This window comes from Clostridium acetireducens DSM 10703 (assembly GCF_001758365.1).
Classification (GTDB): domain Bacteria; phylum Bacillota; class Clostridia; order Clostridiales; family Clostridiaceae; genus Clostridium_C; species Clostridium_C acetireducens.
This window is the reverse complement of record NZ_LZFO01000001.1, coordinates 106,750-133,009: the sequence shown is the minus strand read 5'-3', so window position 1 is coordinate 133,009 and position 26,260 is coordinate 106,750. Positions and strand designations below refer to the sequence as shown.

The window sequence follows — 26,260 nt, the reverse complement described above, 5'->3', positions numbered from 1 at the left end:
GTCTTATTATTTTTATATAGATTATTTTCAATTCTTTTTTCTCTGAAATTATTTCAATTATATATTTATGTTAAAATAATAATAAAGTCTAAAAAAAGGAGGGGAACAACATGGATTTTCAAAAATTACCAAAGGTTGAATTGCATTGTCATTTAGATGGCAGCCTTAGACCAGAAACTGTTATAGAAATAGCAAAAGAGGAAAATATAGAAATTCCTTCTTATGAAATAGAGCATGTAAAAAATATGTTAATAGCACCTATGGAATGTAAGTCACTTGTAGAATACCTTGAAAGATTTAAAATTCCTGTAGCAGTTATGCAATCAAAAAATAGTCTTAGAAGAGTTTCTTATGAATTATTAGAAGATGCAGCAAAAGAAAATGTAAAGTATATAGAAGTAAGGTTTGGACCATTGCTTCATACAGAAAAAGGATTAAGTATTGAAGAAGTAATTGAAAGTGTGCTAGCTGGAATAAAAGATGCAGAAAATAAATTTGATATAAAAGGAAATTTAATTTTAGGATGCTTAAGAAACATGCCTGTAGATACGGTATTTGATATAATAGAATCGGGGAAAAACTTCATTAAACAAGGTGCAATAGCTGTAGATTTATGTGCTAATGAAGACCCGGGATTTTGTGAAAAATATATAGAGCCTATTAAATTAGCTAGAGAATATGGTTATAGAATAACAATTCACGCTGGAGAAACGGGAGTAGGAGAAAATGTATTTGATGCAATTAATATGCTTGGTGCTGAAAGAATTGGTCATGGCGTTTTTATAAAAAATTGCAAAGCAGCATATGATATTGTAAAAAACAAAAGAATTCCTCTTGAAATGTGTCCTACTAGCAATATTCAAACAAAAGCAGTAAATTCCATTAAAAATCACCCAATTTATGATTTTTATAAAGATGGAATTAAAGTAACAGTAAATACAGACAATAGAACAGTATCTAATACAACCTTAAATAAAGAATATGAGACATTGTTTAAAGAATTTAATATGGATTATGATGATTATAAGCAACTTTATTTAAACAGTATAGATGCTTCTTTTGCTGGTTCAGATACAAAAATTAAATTAAAAAAGTTAATTTGAAAATAAAAAATCACTAAGAAAATTTGCATATAGAAAATAATTAAAAATAATCTGTGTAAAAATAATAAGGCAGCCTCATAAAGAGAGTTTGTAAATAAGTCATTTCATTAAGACACTCTAAGAATAAAAAATAAAAAAACTCCTACCCAATTTATGCCCCGTCCTTGGGGCGGAAATTGGCTCATCACGTCCTGTGATGAATTACGGAGTTTTTTTATTTTTTCTTCTAAGAGTGTCTAAAATTCATTCAAATTATTTACAAACTCTCTTTATGAGGCTGCCTTATTATTTTTATACAGCTTATTTTTGATTATTTTCTATCTGTAAATTATATTAATTATTTTTTATTCAACAATTTAATTAAAAGCCAAAAATAAAAGTTTTTAAAAAACTTTTTGTATATGTTATAATTTTCTTATAATTGATAAAATTAATAGTGTACATTTCACATTTATGGTATGAAGGGAGTTTTAAAAATGGAATTTAAAAATGCTAAAGAAGCTAGACAAAAAATTAGAGAAGGTATGTGGACAAAGCCTACTCCAGGATTGGCTTATGGATATACTCAAGCAAATTTAGTAGTGCTTCCATATAAGTATGCTTTAGATTTTTTTATATTTTGTCAAAGAAACACTAAACCTTGTCCTATTTTAGATGTTTGTGAACCAGGTAAATATACTCCTATAGTTACAGCTCCTACAGGAGATATAAGAAGCGATATTCCAAAATATCGAATTTATAAAAATGGAAATTTAGTAGAAGAGGTTACAGATATAAAAAAATATTGGTCTGAAGATTTAGTTTCATTTTTACTTGGATGTAGCTTTACTTTTGAAAAAGCTCTAGAAGATGCTAATATACCTATAAGACATATAGAAGAAAATAAAAATGTTCCTATGTACATAACAAATATAGAATGTAAACCAGCAGGTATGTTTAATGGTCCTATGGTGGTGAGCATGAGACCTATGCCAAAAGATTTAGTACAAAAAGCTATAGATGTTACTTCAAGATTTCCTCAAGTACATGGTGCTCCTATACATTATGGAGATCCTAAAAAAATAGGTATAGAAGACATTAATAAACCAGACTTTGGAGATAGTGTAACTATAAAAGAAGGTGAAGTGCCTGTATTTTGGGCTTGTGGTGTAACACCTCAAGCAGCTATTATGAGAGTTAAACCAGACTTTGTTATTACTCATTCACCAGGACATATGTTTATTACAGATATTAAAGAGAATGATTTGGCATTATTTTAAATGAATTTATTAATATTTATATAAAATACTAATAATAAATTAATAATTACTAAGAAGGAGAGAATATATATGAATACTATTATAATGGCTTTAACTATTGAACCAAGAAATGCTCATGCTGTTGATGTACAGGATGTATTAACAAAACATGGTTGTATAATAAAAACAAGATTAGGACTTCATGAAGCTGACCAGAATATGTGTTCTCAAAAAGGTCTTATAATACTACAACTACATGGTGATATAGAAAAAGTAGAAGAATTAAAAAAGGATTTAGAAATTATAGAAGGTGTTAAAGTAAACTATATGGTATTGTAATTTTATTAGACTATGTTTTAAACATAGTCTAATAAAATTTTAAACGCAAAAATATTTTTAAAAGGAGACATTATATGAACAAAAACTCAATTAAGAACTATGCAGTTTGGGCTAGGCAAACTCTTATACATCAAATGTTAGAAAAAGCTTATAATATAGGAATATCAAAAAAAGAAATAAAGAAACTTAAACAAGTAGGAAATAAATTTTTTTTGGAAGATAAAATTATTTCTAAGAAAATTAAAATTCAAAGAGATAGTCTTATTTCAAAAATTAACAAAAATGGCTTTGAGGAAACTATGGAGGAAATTGCCTGTACTTGGTTTAATAGATTTATAACTTTAAGATATATGGAAGTTAATAAGTATATACCTTTTAAGATATTTTCATTTAAAAAAGAAGAACTACTAAAATCTGAAATTATATTAAAGTCATTAAAATGTAATTCAGAAATACACCTAAATAAATTTTTAAAACTTAAAAAAGAAAATAAAATAGAAGAATTATATAAATATTGTTTAATTTTTCAGTACAATCAATTAAGTGAATCATTTCCTTTTTTATTTAAAAAAATAAATGATTGGGAAGAATTACTTCTTCCAGATAATCTTTTAAATAAAAATTCTATTATTATGCAGCTTGTTCAATGTATAAAAGAAGAAGATTTTAAAGAAATAGAAATAATAGGATGGTTATATCAATTTTATATATCAGAAAAAAAACAGCAAGTTTTTGCTAATATAAAAAAGAAAATAAAAGTATCAAAAGAAAATTTACCTGTAGCTACTCAATTATTTACTCCTAAATGGATAATTAAATATATGTTGGAAAACAGTTTAGGAAGAATTTTAAATTTACATAATAATATAAAAAATCAATTTAAATATTATATAGAGGATTCTAATCAATTAGAAAGTGTTACAAAAATGTTAGATTCTATAAAGGAATTTTATAAAAATTTTAATATAGAAAATATAACTATATTAGATCCTGCGTGTGGTTCAGGACATATATTAGTATATGCTTTTGATTTATTATATGAACTGTACTTAAAAGAAGGGTATGATGAAAAAGAAATTCCTAAAATAATTATAGAAAAGAATTTATATGGGTTAGATATAGATTATAGAGCTTGCTGGCTTTCTATTTTTTCTGTAATCATGAAAGGAAGAGAAAAAAACAAAGATTTTTTTAACCAAATAAAAAAAGAAAAAATAAATATAAATATAACCTATATAGAGGAAACAAAAAATATAAATAAATATAAATATTTTCTAATAGACAATAAAGTAGATAATAAAGAATATGCTAAAAAACAAATAGATTATTTATTTGATAAATTTTTAGATGGTAAAGAATATGGTTCCATTATAAAAATTGATAAATTCGATAAAGATTTTTGGAAAGAAAGACTAGAATTTATTAATAATTATATTCCCAATTCAAAATTTACTAAGGAATTTCAATACTTTAAAGAAAAATTAAATAGTGTATACAAGCAAGCTATTATAATGATTAAGAAATATGATATAGTATGTACTAATCCTCCTTATTTAGGTATAAGAAAAGGTATGAATAGCAAATTATCAAAGTATGTAAGTAAAAACTTTCCTAATTCAAGAAATGATTTGTTTTCTGTATTTATAGAAAGAAGTTTTGATTTTTCAAAAAAACAAGGATTTATAGCCATGATAACTCAACATTCTTGGATGTTTTTATCTAGTTATGAAAAACTTAGAGAACACATAATTAATAAAAAAACCATAGTAAATATGCTTCATTTAGGAACTAAAGCCTTTGAAGATATAGCTGGTGAAGTGGTTCAAACTACTGCTTTTGTATTATTTAATAATGACATAAAAAACTTCCAAGGAACTTATATAAGATTAATTGATTATAATAGTTCTGAAGAAAAAGAAAAAGCATTTTTATCTAAAAAAGAAATATATGTGTGTAATAATTTGAATTATTATAAAATTCCAGGTTCACCTATAGTTTATTGGATAAATGACCCTATAAGAGAAATATTTAAAATAGGAAAACCATTAAAGTATATTGCAGAACCTAAGCAAGGCATGGCTACTACAGATAATAATAAATTTTTAAGATACTGGACAGAAATTAATATAAATGAAATAGGTCTTAATTTTAAAAGTGCAGAAGAAGCTAAAGAAAGTAAATTTTCTTGGTTTCCATATAATAAAGGTGGTAAAATGAGAAAATGGTATGGAAACAATAAATACATAGTTAATTACGAAAATAATGGAGATATTTTAATAGATCTAGTTAAGAAAAAATATCCCAATATAACAGATCCAGAGTTTGTAATTAAAAACCGTAAATATTATTTTAAAAAAAGCATAACTTGGTCTTTTGTAAGTTCAAGTAATTTTGGAGTTAGATATTCTCCTTACGGATTTATATTTGATGTAGGAGGTTCATCTTTATTTCCTAAAGATGAAGATTTTTATTATATACTAGCTTTTTTATGTTCTAAATTAGCTTTTATATTTTTAAATATATTAAATCCAACTATGAATTTTCAAGTAGGTAATATAGGTCTTTTACCAATAATTAAAACTAAAGATAAAATTAAAAAATATAAAATAGAAGTATTGGCAAAAGAATGTATTGAAATAAGTAAAAAAAATTGGGATTCCTTTGAAATGTCTTGGGACTTTACTATTCATCCGCTTTTAAAATATAAAAATGAAACAAATTTAATAAAAAATGCATATAATAATTGGGAAAGTACTTGCAATTCACAGTTTAATAAGTTAAAAAATAATGAAGAAGAAATAAATAAACTTTTCATAAATATATATGGATTAGAAAAATATATAGATTATAAATTAAAAGAAGAAGACATTACAATAAAAAAAGCTAATTTAAATAGAGAAATAAAAAGTTTTATATCTTATGCAGTAGGGTGTATGTTTGGAAGATATTCTTTAGATAATTTAGGATTACAATATGCTGGCGGAGATTTTAATAAATATAATTATACAACTTTTAAAGTTTCAGAAAATAATATTATTCCTATTTTAAATAATGAAACTAAATACTTTCAAAAAGATATAGTAAGTAACTTTTTTGATTTTGTAAGAATTACTTTTGGTAATGAACAATTAATTTATAATATAGATTTTATTGCACAAGTATTAGGTAAAAAAGATGGCGAAAAACCTAAAGATACTATAAAAAGATATTTTTTAAATGAATTTTATAAAGATCACTTAAAAATATACAATAAAAGACCTATATACTGGTTATTTACTTCTGGAAAAAATAAAGCTTTTAATGCTTTAATATATATTCATAGATATGATAAAAATTTAATTTCAAAAATAAGTAAAGAATATATTAGCAAATATAAAATTTATTTAAGTGAAAAAGCATATAATTTAAATAATTTAGCTTCTAATGATAGTTCAAATAAATCTAAATTAAAAGTACTTAATAAAAAAATTAACAAAATAAAAAAATATGCAAAAGAAACTAAAGAATATGATGAATTATTAAATGATTTTATTAAATCAAATATTGAAATAAAATTGCAAGAAGGTATCAAAATTAACTATAATAAATTTGGGAATTTATTATATAAAATTTAATAAATTTAAAATTGTAATAAGTTTTAAATATTAAATTGTTTTATTAAAAATTCATTTATTAATATTTTGTCGATTTTAAAATAAAAAACGACTTTTTTCGTGTAAAAGAATAAAATATATTATTGACAAACCTTGTTTAGATGATATAATTATCAATATAAAATACTTACTAAATGAATTGTGAGTTTTAAACTCTCCTCAAATTTTTTATATAATTTAATTTAATAAAATATTTTTAAAAAATGTTTTATTAAACACCTTAATCTAGGGAAAAATATTTGTGCCTAGATTATTTTTTTGCATATTTTATATTATAATAAATTTTAGAAATAATTATTAAATAAAAACTATACAAAAAAAATAAAATTAATAATAAATAAATTTTTATAAATGCTATTAAAGGAGATATGTTTTTATGAATTTTAAAAGAGGAATAATAGATAGATTTGAAGGAGATTATGCTGTAATAGAAACAAATTATAAACAAATGGTAAACATAGAAATAAGCAAACTACCTGCTGATATTAAAGAAGGAGATGTAATAGTTTATAATGGAGAAAACTTTGTATTAGATAAAGAAGAAACTAAAAAATTAAAAGAAGAAATAGAAAAATTATGTGATGATTTATGGGAGTAATTAGAATTTATTAAAAAATATACAAAAATATTATTTTTTAATTATATAGTATTAAGTATACATAACATTTATTATGATTTTAAAACAAAAGTAAACCAAAAAGTATATAGCAAGAAATTTATAAACTATTTATTTAATGGTATACTTATATAAAAATTATAAAAACTTTAATTAGGAGGATTTGTATAATGAAATCTTTAAAAGTTGCTTTATGCCAAATGCTAATACAAAAAGACAAAATATTAAATATAGAAAAAGCTAAAAAAATGATATTAAAAGCTTCTAAAAAAGGTGCAAAAATTATAGCTTTACCTGAAATGTTTAATTGTCCTTACAATAATAAATGCTTTCGTTCATACTCTGAAAGTTATCTAGAAGGAGAGACTATAAATACATTATCTAATATAGCTAAAGAAGAAAAAGTATATTTAATAGGCGGCTCTATACCTGAAAAAGATGAAAAAGAAAACATATATAATACTTGTTTCATATTTGATGACAATGGGAAAATTATAGGTAAGCATAGAAAAATCCATCTTTTTGACATTAATATAAAAGATAAAATTAAATTTATGGAATCTGAAGTATTATCAAGAGGAAATGATATAACTATTGTAGATACTAAATGGGGTAAAATAGGAGTTGCTATATGCTACGATATTAGATTCCCAGAATTAATAAGAATAATGAGTTTAAAAGGTGCAAAAATGGTTTTTATACCTGCTGCTTTTAATATGACTACTGGGCCTGCTCATTGGAGTACTTTATTTAAAAGTAGAGCACTGGATAATCAAATATATATGTTTGGTATTTCTCCTGCAAGAAATATAGAAAGTTCCTATAAAGCTTATGGTCACTCTATAATTTCTAATCCTTGGGGAAATATAATTAATGAAATGGATGAAAAAGAAGGCATATTAATTGAAGATATTAATTTAAATTTAATAGAAGAAATAAGAGAACAACTTCCGCTTATTAAACATAGAAGAACAGATATATATAAATTAAGTGTTTTATAATATACTGCATTTAATAATAATTTTTAGTAAATAACACAAAATTGACGCATATACTATTATTGTATATTATTATATTGTATAGAAAATTTATAAGGGAGGATATCTATTGGAAAAGTGTGAAATTTGTGCAAAAGAAGAAGCCGAAAGACATCATATAGTATATAAAAGTGAAGGTGGCTTTGACTTTCCGCTTAATTTTAAATATTTATGTCCAGAACACCATAGAGGTAAAAATGGTCCTCATAAAAATAAAAAAATAGATATACAATATAAATTAGAATTGCAAACTAAACTAAAAAATATTTTAGTTAAAGATTTTTATACAATAGAAGAATTAATAAGTATTTTAAAATTAAATAGCAGTCAATCTAAAAAACTTACTAAAGATTTTAAATTATATAAAGAAGGTTTTAAAAAAACAGATATTATAAAAGGGCTTATGGGAAATAAAACTTATAATAAATATATGTTAGAAGATATTTACCAAAAATTTTGCCAAGTATTATAAAGGGGGACCTTTTTTGTATGAAGGAAAGGCTACAAAAGTACATGGCTAGATGTGGAGTTGCATCTAGAAGAAAATGCGAAGAAATAATTTTAAATAAAAAAGTAAAAGTAAATAATGAAATAATATGTGAATTAGGATATAAAGTTGATCCTTTTAAAGATAAAGTGTATGTAAATAATAAATTAATTAAAGTTGAAGAAAATAAATTATATATAATGTTAAACAAACCTATAGGATATATATCCACCGTTAAAGATGAAAAAGGTAGAAAAACTATAATAGATTTGGTATGTACAAAAGAAAGAATATACCCTATAGGAAGATTAGACAGTGATACAACAGGATTAATATTATTAACTAATGATGGAGATGTATACAATAAAATAATCCATCCTAAAGTGGAAATAGATAAGGTATATTTAGCTGATATTAAAGGAATACCTTCAGAAAATGAAATAAAAAATTTTTGTTCTGGCATAGATATAGGAGGATATATAACCGCTCCTGCAAAATTTCATTTAATAAAAACTTTCAATGGCTATAGCAAAGTAAAACTAATAATACATGAAGGTAAAAACAGACAAATAAGAAAAATGTGTAACGCAATAAATCATCCTGTAATTAACCTTGAAAGAATTGCTATAGGGAAAATTAAATTAAAAAATTTACCCCTAGGTAAATGGAGACATTTAAATAAAAAAGAAATTAACTATTTAAAAACACTATAATTGACTAAAAGGTAGGATTAATATGTTTAATTATGTAAAGGACGTAAGCTCAATATCTCATTATATAATAAGTAAATTTTGTTTAAACACTGAAATAGCTATAGATGCTACTTTAGGCAATGGCTATGATACAGATTTTTTAAGTAGTATATTTAAAAAAGTATATTCCTTTGATATTCAAAAAGAAGCTATAGATAAATATGCTTGTAAAAACAAAAAAAATGTACTACTAATACAAGATTCTCATGAAGAATTAAATAAATATATAAAAGAAAAAGTAAACTGTGTTATATATAATTTAGGCTTTTTACCTGGTGGCAACAAAGAAATAACTACAAAATACAACTCTACCATAACCAGTATAAAATCTGCTTTAACACTATTAGATAGTGGTGGTTTTATAAGTATAGCTATATATACAGGTCATACTGAAGGTAAACAAGAAGAATACTATATAAAATCTTTAGTAAAAAACTTACCTAAAAATAAATTTGCAGTACTATTACATACTTTTATTAATAGAGACAATAATCCGCCTTCGCTAATAATAATAGAAAAAAAATAAATTAATGGGAGGATAAAAATGAATAATGAATTAGAAGTAGTTGCTTCTAAAGAATTTGATTCAAATTATGAATTATATAAAGTAGTAGATTTTTTAAATAAAAACTTAGGTGATTCAGAATTCATTTTTGGTTTAAGCTTAAATGAAGAAAATAGTGTAATAACAATATATAAAGAAATTTAATTATTTATGAAAGTATTATTGATAAACTATATAATAGATGATAAAATGAAATAAAACTTTCATAAATTTGTATATAATGCAGAGAAGGGATAGGATTTTAGGATGGGAGAAAATAAGCAAGATATAGACTTAATGCATACAATTCAAATAAAGTTTCCAAGACTAAGTAAAGGACAAAAATTAATTGCAGAATATATTTTAAAACACTATGATAAAGCCGCTTTTATGACTGCTGCTAAACTTGGTACTAGTGTGGGAGTTAGTGAATCTACTGTTGTTAGATTTGCAAATGAATTGGGATTTAGTGGCTATCCTAAATTACAAAAGGCTTTGCATAACTTAATAAAAACTAAATTAACTACTGTTCAGAGAATAGAGTTATCTAATGATTTTATAAGTCAAGAATCTGCTTTAAAGAGTGTATTAAAATCAGATATGGAAAATATAAGAGCTACATTAGAAAAAATAAATCATAAAACTTTTGATAATATTGTAAATAGTATATTTGATGCAGAAAAAATATATATAATAGGATTACGAAGCTCTACAGCTTTATCAGAATTCTTAGGATTTTATTTAAGTATAATATTAGATAATGTAAAAGTAATAAGTTATGGCATTAGTGATATATTTGAACAAATGATAAATTTAACAGAAAAGGATTTTGTTTTTGGCATAGGATTTCCTAGATATGCTGCAAAAACTATAGAAGCATTAACTTTTGCAAGAAGTAGAGGAGCAAAAGTTGCTGTACTAACAGACAGTCTATTATCACCTCTTGCTTCTAAGTCTGATTATACATTAATAGCACAAAGCAATATGGCTTCCTTTGTAGACTCTCTAGTAGCACCTTTAAGCGTTATAAATGCACTTATAATAGCAGTAGGTTTAAGAGAAAAAGATAATATATCAAAGACATTTAACGATTTGGAAAATATATGGAAGGAATACGGTGTATACTCTTCTAAAGATAAAGAAGAATATTAAAAATAAAAACCCTTCATTAATAGTACGTACTATTAATGAAGGGTTTTATTAAAATATAAAAAAATATTCTAAATTTAAAAAAAGTTTTTAAAAAAAGAAGGATTCTTGCAAAATTTATCGAATATATATAGTGTAAGAAAATTAAGATATAAAAAAATAAGTAAAAGTTAATTTAATTCATTTAGGAGGTATTTTAATATGGCAAAAGAAAACTTAAACCCATTTGAAAGTGCTCAAAAACAAGTTAAAAAAGCTTGTGACAAATTAGGAATGGAACCTGCAGTTTACGAATTACTAAAGGAACCACTAAAAGTTATTGAAGTATCAATTCCAGTAAAAATGGATGATGGTTCATTAAAAGTATTTAAAGGATTCAGAGCTCAACATAACGATGCTGTTGGACCAACTAAAGGTGGAGTAAGATTCCATCCAAACGTTTCTTATGATGAAGTTAAAGCTTTATCAATTTGGATGACATTCAAATGCTCAGTAACAGGTATCCCTTATGGTGGTGGTAAAGGTGGTATCATAGTTGATCCTAGCAAATTATCAAAAGGTGAATTAGAAAGATTATGTAGAGGATACATCGATGGAATATATAAATTAATAGGAGAAAAAGTTGACGTTCCAGCACCAGACGTTGGTACTAACGGACAAATCATGGCTTGGATGGTTGACGAATACAACAAATTAGTTGGACAAAGTGCTCTTGGAGTAATAACTGGTAAACCAGTAGAATTCGGTGGATCAAAAGGAAGAGGTCCTGCAACTGGATATGGTGTTGCTGTTACAACTAGAGAAGCAGCTAAAAAATTAGGAATTGATTTAAAGAAAGCTAACTTAGCTATCCAAGGTATAGGTAACGTTGGTGGATCAACAGTTATCAACTGCGAAAAATTAGGTGGTACTGTTGTAGCTATGGCAGAATGGTGCCCAGAAGCAGGTCCATATGCTATATACAACGAAAAAGGATTAGACGGACAAGCTATGCTTGATCATATGGCTAAAAACGGAAACTTATTAGAATTCCCAGGATCAAAGAGAATCACTATGGATGAATTCTGGGCATTAAACGTTGATATATTAATTCCAGCAGCTCTTGAAAACGCTATAACTGCTGATGTAGCTAAGAAGATAAATGCTAAACTTATCTGCGAAGCTGCTAACGGTCCAACTACTCCAGACGCTGATGAAATAATCAACGAAAGAGGAATTACATTAACTCCAGATATATTAACTAACGCTGGTGGAGTTACTGTTTCATACTTCGAATGGGTACAAAACTTATATGGATACTATTGGGATGAAGAAACAGTTAATGAAAGAGAAGAAAAAGCTATGGTTGATGCATTCAACGCTATTTGGGCTATCAAAGAAGAATACAATGTACCAATGAGACAAGCTGCTTACATGCACTCAATTAAGAAAGTTGCTACTGCAATGAAACTTAGAGGATGGTACTAATTCTCTTAATAATATAAAACAAAAGAACCTGCTTTGTCAGGTTCTTTTGTTTTATATTATGCTAATTCATATAATTACTTTAAAAATATAAAGTTAAGTATATACTATAAATATAACAATAGATACAATAATTTTAAACGAGGTGTATATAAATGCCAGTAGTAATCGTAATAGGTGGAGGTCCAGCAGGTATGATGGCTGCTATTTCTGCTTCAAATAACAATAATAAAGTGATATTAATAGAAAAAAATGAAAAATTAGGTAAAAAGCTTTTTATAACTGGTAAAGGAAGATGTAATATAACTAATGCCAAAGATATAAGCGAGTTTTTTGATTATATACCTGGTAATGCTAACTTTTTATACAGTGCACTATACTCCTTTACTAATCAAGATACCATAAATTTTTTTAACAATTTAGGATTAAAGTTAAAATTAGAAAGAGGAGATAGAATATTTCCTTTTTCAGATAAATCTTCAGATGTAATTTCTACTTTAGAAAAAGAGTTAATAAAAAAACATATAAATATATTGCTTAATTCAAAAGTAAATAAATTTAATACTGCTAATAATAAAATAAATTCAATACAGCTAGAAGATGGTAAAATAATAAAAGGAGATTATTTTATTCTATGTACTGGAGGTTTATCTTATCCTCAAACAGGTTCTACTGGTGATGGACTTAAATTTGCTAAAAAACTAGGTCATAGCATTATAGAACCAAAACCTGCATTAGTTCCAATAGAAGTAGAAGAAAATTGGATTAAAGATATACAAGGTTTATCTTTAAAAAATGTAGAACTAAGTATTAAAGATAACAAAAATAAGTGCTTATACAATGCCTTTGGAGAAATGATATTTACTCACTTTGGTATATCTGGTCCTATAGTGTTAAGTGGTAGTAGGTTAGTTAATAATAGAATAAATTTAAAAGCAGTAATTAATTTAAAACCTGCTTTGAATTTTGAAGAATTAGATAAAAGAATTCAAAAGGATTTTATGAAATATTCAAATAAAATGTTTAAAAACTCCTTAGGAGATTTATTACCTAAAAAATTAATAAATACAATAATAAAATTATCTAATATAGATGAAAATAAAAAAGTTAACTTAATTACAAAAGAAGAAAGAAAAAATTTAATAAAAATAATACAAAATTTCCAACTTAACATAAAAGGTTTAAGACCTATAGAAGAAGCTATAATTACCGCTGGAGGTATAAATACAAAAGAAATAAATCCTTCTAATCTTAATTCTAAGATAATAAGTAATTTGTACTTTGCTGGCGAAATAATAGATGTAGATGCTTATACTGGAGGATTTAATATACAAATAGCACTATCTACAGGCTATTTAGCTGGTAATTCTATAATATAAAACAATTCAACTTTATATATTGAAATTAAAGGATTTTAAAGGATTTTTATGATTTTTATAGAATATATATATCAGAAAGGCGGAAGAATGAAATATGAAAATTTCAATAGCTATAGACGGTCCTGCTGGTGCAGGAAAAAGCACTATTGCAAAAATACTGTCTGATAAATTTAACTTAATGTATATAAATACTGGCTTTATGTATAGAGCTGTTACTTTATTTGCACTTAAAAACAATGTTCAACCAAATGATATAGAATCTTTATGTAAATTAATAAATTCACTAGATATGAAATTTATTAATAATAGATTAATTGTAAATGATGTAGATGTAACAAATGAAATAATTTTACCTGAAATAAGTAAAAATGTATCCAATTACGCTGCTGTGCCAGAAGTTAGAGAAAAGTTAGTTGATCTACAAAAAAAAATATCAAAAAAATATAATGTAATTATGGATGGTAGAGATATAGGAACAGTAGTTTTAAAAGATGCACCTTTTAAATTTTATTTAAATGCATCCCCAGAAGAAAGAGCTAAAAGGAGGTTTAATGAACTAATAAATAAAGGAATTAAAGTAGAATATAATAATATATTAGATGATATAATAAAAAGAGATTATATAGATACTCATAGAAAAACAAATCCTTTATATAAAGCTTCAGATGCTATAGAAATAGATTCATCTAATTTAACAATAGAACAAGTGGTAAATAAAATATACCATATTATAAATAGTAAGCTTTAATTATATGAGGTGAAAAGCAAATGAATATAACTTTAGCTGAAAAAGCAGGTTTTTGCTTTGGAGTGAAACGAGCTGTAGATACAGCTTTAAATACTAAAAAAAAGTACAATACAAAAATATATACACTAGGTCCCCTTATACATAATAACGATGCTGTAAATTATCTTAAAGATAATAATATATATCCTATAGAAATGGATAAATTAGATACTTTAAAAGAAGGAGACATAGTAATAATACGTTCTCATGGTGTTTCTTACCAAACATTAGAAATGCTAAAAAATAAAAAATTAACAATAGTAAATGCAACTTGTCCTTTTGTATCAAATATTCAACAAATAGTAAAAAAATACTATGATTTAAAATATAAAATAGTAATAGTAGGAGATAAATTTCATCCAGAAGTTATTGGAATAAATGGCTGGTGTAATAATGAAGCCATTATATCTAAAAATGGTGATAATATTTCCTTAAAAAATTTAAATAAAATATGTGTAGTATGTCAAACTACCGAAAAAAAAGAAAATTGGGAAAAAGTGTTGTGCAAAATAGTAAAAACAAGCAAAGAAATTGTTGCTTTTAACACAATATGTAGTGCTACAGATGAAAGACAATTAGCTGCCAGTATTTTATCTAAAAAATCAGATTTAATGGTAGTAATAGGCGGAAAAAATAGTTCTAATACTACAAAACTTTACGAAATATGCAAAGATAATTGCAGTAACACAATACACATAGAAAACGCAAAAGAAATTCCTAAATATATAAAAAATTATAATAATATAAATCAAGTAGGTATTACTGCTGGTGCTTCAACACCAGATTGGATTATAAAGGAGGCAATTTTAAAAATGAACAACGAAAATAATCAAGAATTAACTGAACAACAAAAATATATGGAAGAGTATATGAATGAAAATGAAATAAGTATAGTTGTTGGAAAAACAATAAGTGGTGAAGTTATTCAATTAGATGATAATTCCGCTTTAATAGACATTAAAGATAAAAAAGAAGCTCTATTACCATTAAAAGAAATAACTAAAGAACCAGATGCTAAAATATCCGACTTAGTAAATGTAGGTGATAAAGTAGAAGCTAAAATCATAAAAAGAAGAAATGAAAACGGTCAAGTAGTTTTATCTATAATTGAATTAAAAAGAGAAGAAATAAATAAAAAAAGAGAAGAGGTTTACAAGGAATTAAAAGAGGCTTTAGACAACAAAACTACAATAGAAGTAGAAGTAACTAAAGTTGTAAATGGTGGCTTAGTATCAAATTATAAAGATGTTAGAGTATTTATACCTGCATCTCATATAGAATTATCTCATGTAGATGATTTAGAATTATACTTAAATAAAAAGTTAAATGTTAAAATAATAGAACTTGTAATAGGTAAAAAGTTTAATAGAATAGTAGCTTCTAGAAGAAGCATTCTTAAATCTGAAAAATTAGAAAAAGAAAAAGCAGCTTGGGATTGTATACAAAAGGATACTATAGTAGAAGGAGAAGTTAAAAGATTAACTAATTTTGGAGCTTTTGTTGATATTAATGGAGTAGATGGACTATTACACGTTTCTGAAATATCTTGGGGTAGAGTAGAAAAACCAGAAGATGTTCTAGAAATTGGTCAAAAAATAAAAGTTTATATTATTGATGTAGATAAAGAAAATAGAAAACTATCTCTTAGCATAAAAAAAGCTACTGAAAATCCTTGGAATAATGTAGATATAAAATATCCTTTAGGAAATATAGTACTTGGAAAAGTAGTTAGATTTGCTAACTTTGGAGCTTTTGTTGAATTAGAACCTGGAGTAGATGCTTTAGTGCATATTTCTGAAATAAGCAGTGATAGAATCAATAAACCAAGTGATGTATTAAAAGTTGGTCAACAGATAAAGGCAAAAATTATAGATGTAAATAAAGAAGATAAAAAAATAGGACTAAGTATTAAAGAAGTAGCATCTATAGAATAATATTTAAAAATTTAAATAGAATATTTTATTGAAATGCGTGTTAATATAAAATATAACACGCATTTTTTTATTAAAATATATACTTATAAAAGGTTTATGAAGAAAATTAGACTAAACTAGAGCAAATAGTAAAAAAATAAAAAATTTAACGTATTATATTGACTTTTTTCATATTTTTGATAAAATTTACTTGTTAAATTTATTGAATTACAAAGGGAGGTAATGGTAAGAAATGAATACATTAGGAAGACATATTTTAGCTGAAATTTATGGATGTAATGCCGAAATGTTAGACAATAAAGATTTTATAGAAAAAATCATGGTAGACTCTGCTCTTAAATCAGGTGCTGAAGTTAGAGAAGTGGCTTTTCATAAATTTAGTCCTCAAGGAGTTAGTGGAGTTGTAGTTATATCTGAATCACATCTTACCATACATACATGGCCAGAATTAGGATATGCAGCCGTAGACGTATTTACTTGTGGCGATAGAATAAACCCTTGGGATGCTTGCAACTATATAACAGAATGGCTTGAAGCTAAAAATATGACAGCTACAGAAGTAAAAAGGGGATTATTTGATCAGTCTGTATGTGTAAAAAAAGCTTCTATTATATAGAAGTATTAAATTAATTTTAAATTATACCTCTTAATTATTGTTTTAACTTATAATAGTAAAGTAATATTTAATTTAAAAAATAATATAATTTACTAAGGTACAACTAATTTGGAGGTATATAAATGGAGTATAATAAGTTTGCATCAAACCAGGAAAAAGAACTAGAAAAAAAACTTAGTAGAGATGAAACTTCTTTTGTTTATAGAATATTAAAAAATTATAACTTTAGTGATATAATGTCTATATATAAAGTGAGAAGCGTATATAAAGTAGAAACTTCTCAAGGTAATATATGTTTAAAAAAATTTAAACATGGAAGATACAAAGTTAGAAATGGATATAATTTAGTAAAAGAACTTCACAAACTAGGATTTTATAATACACCACCTTATATAAAAACGAAAGAGGATCATTTATTTATAAAATACAAGAAGTACTTTTTTTATGCTACTAAATGGGTAGATGGAAGAGAATGTGATTTAAAAAATTTAAATGAAGCTGTAGATTGTATGAAACTTTTAGCTAAGTTTCATCTTTATTCTTCTAAAGTTAATATAAAAAAATTTAAGTTAAAAAACAATTTAAAAAATTGGCCTAATATATTTTATAATAATTTAAAAAATTTAGATAATATAAAAAAAATAATAAATAAAAGAAAAATAAAAACAGAATTTGATATAATATATTTAGAGAATATTAACACATTTTATAATAGAGGAATTTTGGCTTTAAATTTATTAAATCACTCTCAATATTATAAATTTTCTAAAGAAGCTAATAGAAATAAAACCATATGTCACGATAGCTTTTACTATCAAAATATAATTAAAATGAATGAAGAATATTATATTATTGATTTAGATAGCATAATTTTTGATATTCATGTAAATGATGTAGGTAAATTAATTCGACGATTAATGTCTAAAAAAACCTATAGTTGGGATTTTAAAAAAGCTAAAATATTAATAGAATCCTATAATTCAATTAATAAACTTTCTAAAAATGAATTGGAAATAATGATATCTTTAATCATGTTTCCACATAAATTTTGCAAATTAGGAAAAAAAAGATACTTTAAGCATAAAAATTGGTCAGAAATTAAATATTTAAAAAAATTAAACAAAATACTTAGAACAGTTAAATTAGAAAATATTTTTTTAAGTGATTACTTAAATTATTTAGATACGTATAAATAAAAAAACTAAAACTTTTAAAGGGGATTTATATATGAATGTATAAATGTATTAGATTAAATAATATTAATATAAAATTTTTAAAAAAATTAAATGGCAGAAGGTATATATTTAATACATTAAACGAAAATTTTTTTGATATATATAATACAAGTAATTTTGCTCAGCGAATATTACTTAGAAAAAGGGTTTATTTACTTTCTTATGATTCTAACTATGTAGGATATTTATGGTTTACTCCTAATAATAAATACAATTATACTATAAATGCTTTAAACATTGTATATTATACCAATATAAATTTAAAGAAAGCTTGCTCATTGCTTTTAAATTCATTAAAAATCAATGCAACTTTTAATTTTCATTGTGAAAACAATGGATTTAATTTTAAAATATTAAAGCAATTAGGATTTAGTAATGTTTCAGGAGTTTTAAAATTGAGTTTATTACTAAATAAAAGCTTTAATTTTAAATTTAATAATGATGAAATTAGTTTTTCTTCATTAAAATTAGGTAGTGAAGAAAATATTCGATGCTATATACAAAATACAGTATTTAAAAATCCTAATAGAGTTCCTTTAACTATAGAGGATATATTTTATGATGAAAATCAAAATTATTATTTTGACCGGGGTTCTATATTAGTTAAAAAAAAAGATACATATATAGGTTATGGTCAAATAATAATTCAAAACAACATACCTATAATAGTTAATGTAGGCATATTAAATTCATATAGAGGCAAGGGATATGGAGAAGAACTTCTAAAATACCTTATAAATATATTAAAAATAGAAGGCTTTAAAAAAGCCTATATAAATGTAGATATGAATAATACTATTGCCTTAAATTTATATAAAAAATTAGGTTTTAAAATTAAATCTGAAAAATGTATATGGGAAATTAAAAGGTAAGGAATTTTATTCCTTACCTTTTTGTTTATTTTATATTATTTTTCAATTTTTTTATATTCAGCTATACCTTCTGCAAATATTTTCATAGCATCTGCTAAGTCGTCGCAATTTAAGCAGTATGAAAGTCTAACTTCATCTAAACCTACACCGTCAACACCGTAGAATCCTGCAGCTGGAGCTACCATAACAGTCTTACCGTCTTTGTTAAAGTCTGTTAACATCCATGTTGCAAAAGCTTCTGCATCTTTAACTGGTAATTTAGCTACTATATAGAAAGCACCTGTTGGTTTTTCACATATAACTCCAGGTATTTTCTTTAATCCATCAAATAATATGTTTCTTCTTCTATCATATTCTGCATTAGTTTCTTCAAAATAGCTAGCTGGTGTATTGATTAAGTTAGCTGCAGCAAATTGTTCAATTGTAGGAACACATAATCTTGTTTGAGCTAATTTCATCATTTGACCCATTACTTCTGTATTTAATGATCCAGCCATACCTATTCTAGCACCACAAGCACTATAACGTTTTGAAATACTATCGATAACGATTACTCTATCTTCTAAATCTTTGAATGATAATAATGAAGTATATTTTAATCCATCATATACGAATTCTCTATAAACTTCATCAGCTATTAAATATAAGTCTTTTTCTTTAGCAATGTCGCCTAACATTCTTAATTCTTCTTTAGTGTAAACAACACCAGTTGGGTTTCCTGGGTTTGAAAGCATTATAGCTCTAGTTTTATCGTTTACTTTAGCAAGTATTTCTTCTTTAGTTGGAAGGTGGAATCCATCTTCAGCTTTTGTTATAAATGGTACAACTTTAACTCCTGCTTCAGCAGCAAAGCTTACATAGTTTGTATAGAATGGAGCAGGTACTATAATTTCATCTCCAACATCACAAATTGTAAATAATGTCATGAATATAGCTTCACTACCACCATTTGTTACCATTATGTTTTCTGGTTTAAAATCGACATTCCAGCCTTTATAATATTTTATAAAACTTTCAACTAATTCATCTATTCCTCTTGAACCAGCATATTTAAGAACTTTTCCTTCATAGTCATTTATTCCTTCGAAGAAAGTCTTAGGAGTTTCAATATCAGGTTGTCCTATATTTAAGTGATAAACGTGAACACCTTTCTTTTTTGCTTCATCAGCAAATGGAGCAAGTTTTCTAATAGGGGAAAATTGCATTGCATTAATTCTGTTTGATGTTTTTGACATAATAAAAATCCTCCAATCATTTTTAAAATTATTATATATATATTTTAAATAATATACAATTGTTAAAATAATTATATATTATTTACTAACTTTATTATATTATATATCTCTATATTTATCTATATTAAAAATGACATTATGTATATATTTTATTTTTAATTTTTATATATGTAAAATAATTCAAAATTCTTCCTATTAGGCAAAAGCCTAATAGGAATAAATTTTAAATTATTGTTTTTAATAATATTTCTTTAAAACGTTTCCTAATCTCTTAATTCCTTCTACAATTTTATCTTCAGTCATATTTGAGAAGTTTAATCTAAAGTGGTTTTTATTTCCACCATTAGGATAGAATGCTCCACCTGGAACAAAAGCAACTTTTTCTGCTAAAGCTTCCTTCATTAATTCAGCTGCGTCAACTCCTTCTTTTAATGTTACCCATAGGAATAATCCACCTTGAGGACGAGTATATTCTACTCCTGTAGGGAAGTACTTATCCATACTATCAAACATAAGCTCTCTACGTTTCTTATAAACTTTGTTGATTTCAGCTATATGTTGATTTAAATCATACTTACTCATAAATGCAGCTGCAAGTCTTTGGTCAAAAGAACTTGTTTGTAAGTCAACACCTTGTTTTACTATAATATATTTTTGTAATATTTCATCTGTAGCATAAACCCATCCTAATCTAAGACCTGGGCAGAATGTTTTTGAGAAAGTTCCTAAATAAACTACATAACCAGCTTCATCAAAGCTCTTAATTGAAGGTATTTTTTCACCTTCATATAAAAGTTCTCCATAAGGAGCATCTTCTATTACAGGTATTTCATACTTAGCAGCAAGTTCTGCTACTTTCTTTCTTCTTTCTGCTGGTAATCTCTTGCCTGTTGGGTTTTGAAAATCAGGTATTGTATAAATCATTTTAGCATTTGGATTTTCTTTTATAGCTTTTTCTAATTCTTCTACTATTAAACCATCATCATCCATAGGAACTTCTACGAATTTTGGTTGATAAGATTTGAAAGCGTTTATAGCACCTAAATAACTAGGGCTTTCACAAATTATTACATCGCCTTCATTAACAAAAATCTTAGCAGAAAATTCAATACCTTGTTGAGAACCACTAGTAAGCATTATTTCATCTTTGTTAGGATTTTTAATTCCAGCAGCTGTTAATCTTTGTTCAGCTATTATTTTTCTTAATGCTGGTATACCTTCTGTGGATCCATACTGTAAAGCAGCTTCTCCTTCTTCTCTAACTACTTTAGCAGCTATTTCTTCCATCTTTTCCTTAGGAAATAATTCTGGTGCAGGTAATCCTCCTGCAAAAGATATTATTTCAGGTTCTTCAGTTAATTTTAGTAACTCTCTTATTTCTGATGCTTTTAGTTTAGAAACTCTTTCTGAAAATTTAATATTCATAAAAAATTCACCCCCGTAGAAATTTGAAAAACAAAAACTTTATTAATTTATCTGACAATTAAATATATTCTACAAATATTATAAAAATCCTTCTTATTCTGAAATTTTAAAATAAAAATACAACATATGTAATGCTTTAATATTGATAAAAACATAACATATAACACTTTACTTAATTGTATTGTTTGATTTTATTCTATAAATTAATAGTTTGTTAATTTATGCTAAATTAATTTTATAAAATAATAATAAATAGATAATAGATATAAAATATAGTATAATATATAAAGTTATAGTTATATAAATACTAACATTTTAGTTAAGAGGTGAACCAAATGAATACAATATCAAAAAATAATAACAGTAAATTATTTTTTATTGAAACTTGGGGTTGTCAAATGAATGAAGAAGACTCTGAAAAACTATCTGGAATGCTAAAAAAAATAGGATATATAAAATCTAGCTCTAAAGAAAAGGCAGATTTAATAATATTTAATACTTGCTGCGTTAGAGAAAATGCAGAACTTAAAGTATACGGTAACTTAGGTACATTAAAAAAATTAAAAAAGAAAAATCCAAATCTTATAATTGCTGTATGTGGATGTATGATGCAACAAGAAGGTATGGCACAAGATATTATAAAAAGATTTCCTTTTGTAGATATTATATTTGGTACTCATAATTCACATAAATTTATAGAGTATCTAAATAGATGCCTACAATCAAATGAACCTATAATAGAAGTTTTCAATAAAGAAGAAGAAATAGTGGAAGGTATTCCTATAGATAGAGAAAGTAGCATTAAAGCTTTTGTTACAATTATGTATGGTTGTAATAATTTTTGCACTTACTGTATTGTTCCTTATGTAAGAGGAAGAGAAAGAAGTAGAAAACCAGAAGATATAGAAAAAGAAATTAAAGATTTAGTATCAAAAGGATATAAAGAGATTACTTTACTAGGGCAAAATGTAAATTCCTATGGAAAAGGCATTGAACCTAAAATTAATTTTGCACAACTACTAGAGAGATTAAATAAAATAGAAGGTATTGAAAGAATACGCTTTATGACATCTCATCCTAAAGATTTAACAGAAGATGTAATAGATGTAATATCTAAATGTAGTAAATTATGTGAACATATTCATTTACCAGTTCAATCAGGTTCAAGTAGATTGCTTAAAAAAATGAATAGAAATTATACAAAAGAACAATATTTATCTCTAGTTGATAAAATAAAGTCCAAAATACCAAATGTATCTATAACTACTGATATTATAATAGGTTTTCCTGGAGAAACAGAAGAAGATTTTCAAGAAACTTTAGATTTAATAAAAAAAGTAGAATTTGACTCGGCTTTTACATTTTTATATTCAAAACGAAAAAATACTCCAGCCTATGAAATGGAAAATCAAATTGATGAAGATACGAAACATGATAGATTTAACAGATTAGTAGATGTTGTAAATGAAATATCCGCTAAAAAAAATAAAGAATATGAAAATAAGATTGTAGAAGTATTAGTAGAAGGCAAAAGTAAAAATGACACTACTAAATTAACAGGTAGAACTAGAACTGTTAAATTAGTTAATTTTTCAGGTAATGCTGACCACATAGGAAAATTAGTTAATGTGAAAATTACAGAAGCTAAATCTTTTTCACTAGTTGGTGAAGAAGTATAAATTTGTGCTAGTAAATATTTACTAGCACAAATTTGCTTAAATGTATTTTTATATAATTTAAGGAGGGTACACAATGGCATTAACTCCAATGATGCAGCAATATTTAAATATAAAAGAAAAATGCAAAGATTGTATATTATTTTTTAGATTAGGTGATTTCTACGAAATGTTTTTTGAAGATGCTAAAATTGCCGCTAAAGAACTAGAACTAGTACTTACCGGAAGAGATTGTGGATTAGAGGAAAGGGCACCTATGTGTGGAATACCTTACCATGCCGCTAATTCTTATATATCTAAACTAATAAATAGAGGTTATAAAATAGCATTATGTGAACAACTAGAAAACCCTTCTACTGCAAAAGGTATAGTTAAAAGAGATATAATAAAAGTTATTACTCCTGGAACCTATACAGACTCTTCTTTCTTGGATGATAATGAAAATAACTATATAATGAGTTTATACATAAATAAGGATACTGCGGCATTAAGTTTTGCCGACATATCTACTGGTGAATTTTATTGTACTTATACAAACTTAGATATTCATTTAATATTAAATGAAATATCTAAATTTGAACCTACCGAAATACTTATACCAGAAAATATAGATGATGATATTTTAAATTCTATTAAAGAAAGATTTAATACTTCTTTTACTAAATTGACTGAAAGCTTTTTTGTAGAAGATTTTATAGAAACTATAAAAAAACAATTTGGAGATTTAAACTTTGAAAACTATTCAGAAACTCTACTTAAATGCAGTAATGGGATAATTAAATACATAATAAACACTCAAAAAACAGCATTATCTCATATAAATAATTTTCAGTATTACAATATAATTGATTATTTAAGTATAGATATAAATTCTAGAAGAAATCTAGAAATAACAGAAACTTTAAGAGATAAAACTAAAAAAGGTTCATTGCTTTGGGTAATTGATAAAAGCAATACTGCTATGGGTGCTAGAGAGCTTAGAAGATGGCTTGAACAACCTCTTATAAATAAAACAAAAATAGAAAATAGATTAGATGCCTTAGAAGAGCTAATATCAAATATATCATTACAAGAAGATTTAAAAACTTCGCTAAAAGAAATTTATGATATAGAAAGAATAGTAGGTAAAATATCCAGTAAAAGTGTAAATGCTAAAGAATTAATATCTCTTAAAAATTCTATAAGTAAAATACCAGAAATAAAAATATTACTAAAAAACTGTAAAAGCACTTTATTAAAAAATATGTATAGCCAATTAGATGAATTAAAAGATATATATTCTTTAATAAATAATTCTATATTAGATAATCCTTCTATTTCATTAAAAGAAGGTAATATAATAAAAGAAGGCTTTAATAATAATGTAGATGAACTTAGAACTGCAAAATCTCATGGCAAAGAATGGATTGCTTCTTTAGGAAATAGCGAAAAAGAATCTACTGGAATAAAATCTTTAAAAATAGGATATAATAAGGTTTTTGGTTATTATATAGAAGTAACTAAATCCAATTTAAATCTTGTACCTGAGGAGAGATATATAAGAAAACAAACTTTAGCAAACTCTGAGCGATATATAACTCCAGAGTTAAAAGATATGGAAAGCAAAGTTTTAGGTGCAGAAGAAAAACTTATTAACTTAGAATATGAAATATTTATAGATATTAGAAATGAAATAGAATACCATGTAGATAGAATGAAAAAAACTGCAAAAATAATATCTAATTTAGATTGCCTAAGTTCACTTGCTACAGTTGCACTAGAAAATAATTATTGTAAACCTGAAATAAATAATAATAATGAAATAATAATTAAAGAAGGAAGACATCCTGTAGTAGAAAAAATGATAGAAACAGGCACATTTGTAAATAATGATACTTTTATAAATAATACTAGTGAACAACTTCTTTTAATAACAGGTCCTAATATGGCAGGTAAATCTACATATATGAGGCAAATAGCTTTAATTGTTTTGTTAGCTCAAATAGGAAGTTTTGTACCAGCCAAATCCGCTAGTATATCTATATGTGATAAAATATTCACTAGAATAGGTGCCTCTGACGATTTAGCTGCTGGCAAAAGTACATTTATGGTGGAAATGTGGGAAGTATCTAATATATTAAAAAATGCTACAAATAAAAGCCTTATACTATTAGATGAAGTAGGTAGAGGTACTAGTACTTTTGATGGATTAAGCATTGCTTGGTCTGTAATTGAGTATATTTGTAATACTTCCTATATAAAATCTAAAACTCTTTTTGCTACTCACTATCATGAACTTACTAAATTGGAAGGCTTAGTGCCAGGAGTTAAAAACTATTCTGTTTCAGTAAAAGAAATAAAAGGTCAAATTGCTTTTTTAAGAAAAATAATACCTGGAGGAGCAGATCAATCCTATGGTATTGAAGTAGCAAAGCTAGCTGGATTACCTGATAAAGTAATACGTAGAGCAAAAGAAATTTTAAGCAATATAGAAAAAGACAATAATAATGAAATTAATATAGAAAATATATCTGAAAGCTGTAAAATAAATAATACAAAAAATAAACAAATTGATAAAACTCCTGAAAGAAAACAAATTAATTTAATAGATATACAAAAAGAAAATTTAATAAAAGAAATAGCTTCAATAGATATACTAAATATGACACCTATTGAAAGCTTTAATAAGTTATATGATATAATTAATAAATCTAAAACTTTATAAAATGGAAGTGGTATT

Annotated in this window: 22 protein-coding genes; 20 read left to right on the top strand and 2 right to left on the bottom strand. The window is 25.1% G+C overall.

The features are described from left to right. The first annotated feature begins 110 nt into the window (after positions 1 to 110). From add to CLOACE_RS00555, 18 genes are all read left to right on the top strand, one after another. Entirely contained in the window at positions 111 to 1,103 is a 993-nt protein-coding gene (add, locus tag CLOACE_RS00640) for an adenosine deaminase (protein WP_070109111.1), read from the top strand. A 476-nt stretch (positions 1,104 to 1,579) separates the two neighbouring features. Beyond that, the gene (locus tag CLOACE_RS00635) at positions 1,580 to 2,362 is read left to right on the top strand and encodes a putative hydro-lyase (protein WP_070109110.1); all 783 of its coding nucleotides are present in this window, start codon (positions 1,580 to 1,582) and stop codon (positions 2,360 to 2,362) included. Positions 2,363 to 2,431: 69 nt separating this feature from the next. Beyond that, the gene (locus CLOACE_RS00630) at positions 2,432 to 2,680 is read left to right on the top strand and encodes a CPF_0552 family protein (protein ID WP_070109109.1); all 249 of its coding nucleotides are present in this window, start codon (positions 2,432 to 2,434) and stop codon (positions 2,678 to 2,680) included. A 74-nt stretch (positions 2,681 to 2,754) separates the two neighbouring features. Next, positions 2,755 to 6,294: a BREX-1 system adenine-specific DNA-methyltransferase PglX gene (pglX, locus tag CLOACE_RS00625; RefSeq protein WP_070109108.1), complete on the top strand. Its 3,540-nt coding sequence runs from the start codon at positions 2,755 to 2,757 to the stop codon at positions 6,292 to 6,294. A gap of 415 nt (positions 6,295 to 6,709) precedes the next feature. Then, on the top strand, positions 6,710 to 6,931 hold the full coding sequence (locus CLOACE_RS00620; protein ID WP_070109107.1) for a DUF3006 domain-containing protein: 222 nt from the start codon (positions 6,710 to 6,712) through the stop codon (positions 6,929 to 6,931). 188 nt (positions 6,932 to 7,119) lie between these two features. Then, entirely contained in the window at positions 7,120 to 7,950 is an 831-nt protein-coding gene (locus tag CLOACE_RS00615) for a carbon-nitrogen hydrolase family protein (RefSeq protein WP_070109106.1), read from the top strand. 106 nt (positions 7,951 to 8,056) lie between these two features. Beyond that, positions 8,057 to 8,458 carry an HNH endonuclease gene (locus CLOACE_RS00610; RefSeq protein ID WP_070109105.1) on the top strand — a complete coding sequence of 134 codons (402 nt, stop codon included), beginning with the start codon at positions 8,057 to 8,059 and terminating at the stop codon, positions 8,456 to 8,458. Between the two features lie 17 nt (positions 8,459 to 8,475). Beyond that, positions 8,476 to 9,186 (top strand): pseudouridine synthase, encoded by a 711-nt coding sequence (locus CLOACE_RS00605; RefSeq protein WP_070109104.1) that lies wholly within the window; start codon positions 8,476 to 8,478, stop codon positions 9,184 to 9,186. Positions 9,187 to 9,208: 22 nt separating this feature from the next. Further along, on the top strand, positions 9,209 to 9,751 hold the full coding sequence (gene mnmM / locus CLOACE_RS00600) for a tRNA 5-(aminomethyl)-2-thiouridylate-methyltransferase MnmM (protein WP_070109103.1): 543 nt from the start codon (positions 9,209 to 9,211) through the stop codon (positions 9,749 to 9,751). An 18-nt stretch (positions 9,752 to 9,769) separates the two neighbouring features. After that, positions 9,770 to 9,934 carry a DUF4264 family protein gene (locus CLOACE_RS00595; protein ID WP_084027498.1) on the top strand — a complete coding sequence of 55 codons (165 nt, stop codon included), beginning with the start codon at positions 9,770 to 9,772 and terminating at the stop codon, positions 9,932 to 9,934. A 102-nt stretch (positions 9,935 to 10,036) separates the two neighbouring features. Continuing rightward, positions 10,037 to 10,921, top strand: coding sequence for a MurR/RpiR family transcriptional regulator (locus tag CLOACE_RS00590; protein ID WP_070109102.1), 885 nt, complete (start codon positions 10,037 to 10,039; stop codon positions 10,919 to 10,921). A gap of 198 nt (positions 10,922 to 11,119) precedes the next feature. Further along, positions 11,120 to 12,385 carry an NAD-specific glutamate dehydrogenase gene (gene gluD, locus CLOACE_RS00585; protein WP_070109101.1) on the top strand — a complete coding sequence of 422 codons (1,266 nt, stop codon included), beginning with the start codon at positions 11,120 to 11,122 and terminating at the stop codon, positions 12,383 to 12,385. Positions 12,386 to 12,537: 152 nt separating this feature from the next. Continuing rightward, positions 12,538 to 13,761: a BaiN/RdsA family NAD(P)/FAD-dependent oxidoreductase gene (locus CLOACE_RS00580; RefSeq protein WP_070109100.1), complete on the top strand. Its 1,224-nt coding sequence runs from the start codon at positions 12,538 to 12,540 to the stop codon at positions 13,759 to 13,761. Positions 13,762 to 13,855: 94 nt separating this feature from the next. Then, the gene (cmk, locus tag CLOACE_RS00575) at positions 13,856 to 14,509 is read left to right on the top strand and encodes a (d)CMP kinase (protein ID WP_070109099.1); all 654 of its coding nucleotides are present in this window, start codon (positions 13,856 to 13,858) and stop codon (positions 14,507 to 14,509) included. A gap of 20 nt (positions 14,510 to 14,529) precedes the next feature. Further along, the gene (locus CLOACE_RS00570) at positions 14,530 to 16,482 is read left to right on the top strand and encodes a bifunctional 4-hydroxy-3-methylbut-2-enyl diphosphate reductase/30S ribosomal protein S1 (RefSeq protein ID WP_070109098.1); all 1,953 of its coding nucleotides are present in this window, start codon (positions 14,530 to 14,532) and stop codon (positions 16,480 to 16,482) included. Between the two features lie 232 nt (positions 16,483 to 16,714). Further along, the gene (gene speD, locus CLOACE_RS00565; protein ID WP_070109097.1) at positions 16,715 to 17,098 is read left to right on the top strand and encodes an adenosylmethionine decarboxylase; all 384 of its coding nucleotides are present in this window, start codon (positions 16,715 to 16,717) and stop codon (positions 17,096 to 17,098) included. 122 nt (positions 17,099 to 17,220) lie between these two features. Beyond that, a complete protein-coding gene (locus tag CLOACE_RS00560; protein ID WP_070109096.1) occupies positions 17,221 to 18,294 on the top strand; it encodes a CotS family spore coat protein in 1,074 nt (357 codons plus the stop codon). Between the two features lie 35 nt (positions 18,295 to 18,329). Continuing rightward, positions 18,330 to 19,205, top strand: a complete 876-nt coding sequence (locus tag CLOACE_RS00555; RefSeq protein WP_070109095.1) for a GNAT family N-acetyltransferase — start codon at positions 18,330 to 18,332, stop codon at positions 19,203 to 19,205. Positions 19,206 to 19,240: 35 nt separating this feature from the next. Here the strand turns inward: CLOACE_RS00555 and CLOACE_RS00550 are convergent, their stop codons facing one another. Further along, entirely contained in the window at positions 19,241 to 20,440 is a 1,200-nt protein-coding gene (locus tag CLOACE_RS00550; protein ID WP_070109094.1) for a pyridoxal phosphate-dependent aminotransferase, read from the bottom strand. Positions 20,441 to 20,677: 237 nt separating this feature from the next. After that, positions 20,678 to 21,865, bottom strand: coding sequence for an aminotransferase-like domain-containing protein (locus CLOACE_RS00545; protein ID WP_070109093.1), 1,188 nt, complete (start codon positions 21,863 to 21,865; stop codon positions 20,678 to 20,680). Between the two features lie 335 nt (positions 21,866 to 22,200). Between CLOACE_RS00545 and miaB the strand changes: the two genes are divergently transcribed. Both miaB and mutS read left to right on the top strand, forming a co-directional pair. Then, positions 22,201 to 23,544, top strand: a complete 1,344-nt coding sequence (gene miaB, locus CLOACE_RS00540; protein ID WP_070109092.1) for a tRNA (N6-isopentenyl adenosine(37)-C2)-methylthiotransferase MiaB — start codon at positions 22,201 to 22,203, stop codon at positions 23,542 to 23,544. A gap of 73 nt (positions 23,545 to 23,617) precedes the next feature. Then, positions 23,618 to 26,245, top strand: a complete 2,628-nt coding sequence (gene mutS / locus CLOACE_RS00535; RefSeq protein WP_070109091.1) for a DNA mismatch repair protein MutS — start codon at positions 23,618 to 23,620, stop codon at positions 26,243 to 26,245. Positions 26,246 to 26,260 lie beyond the last annotated feature (15 nt).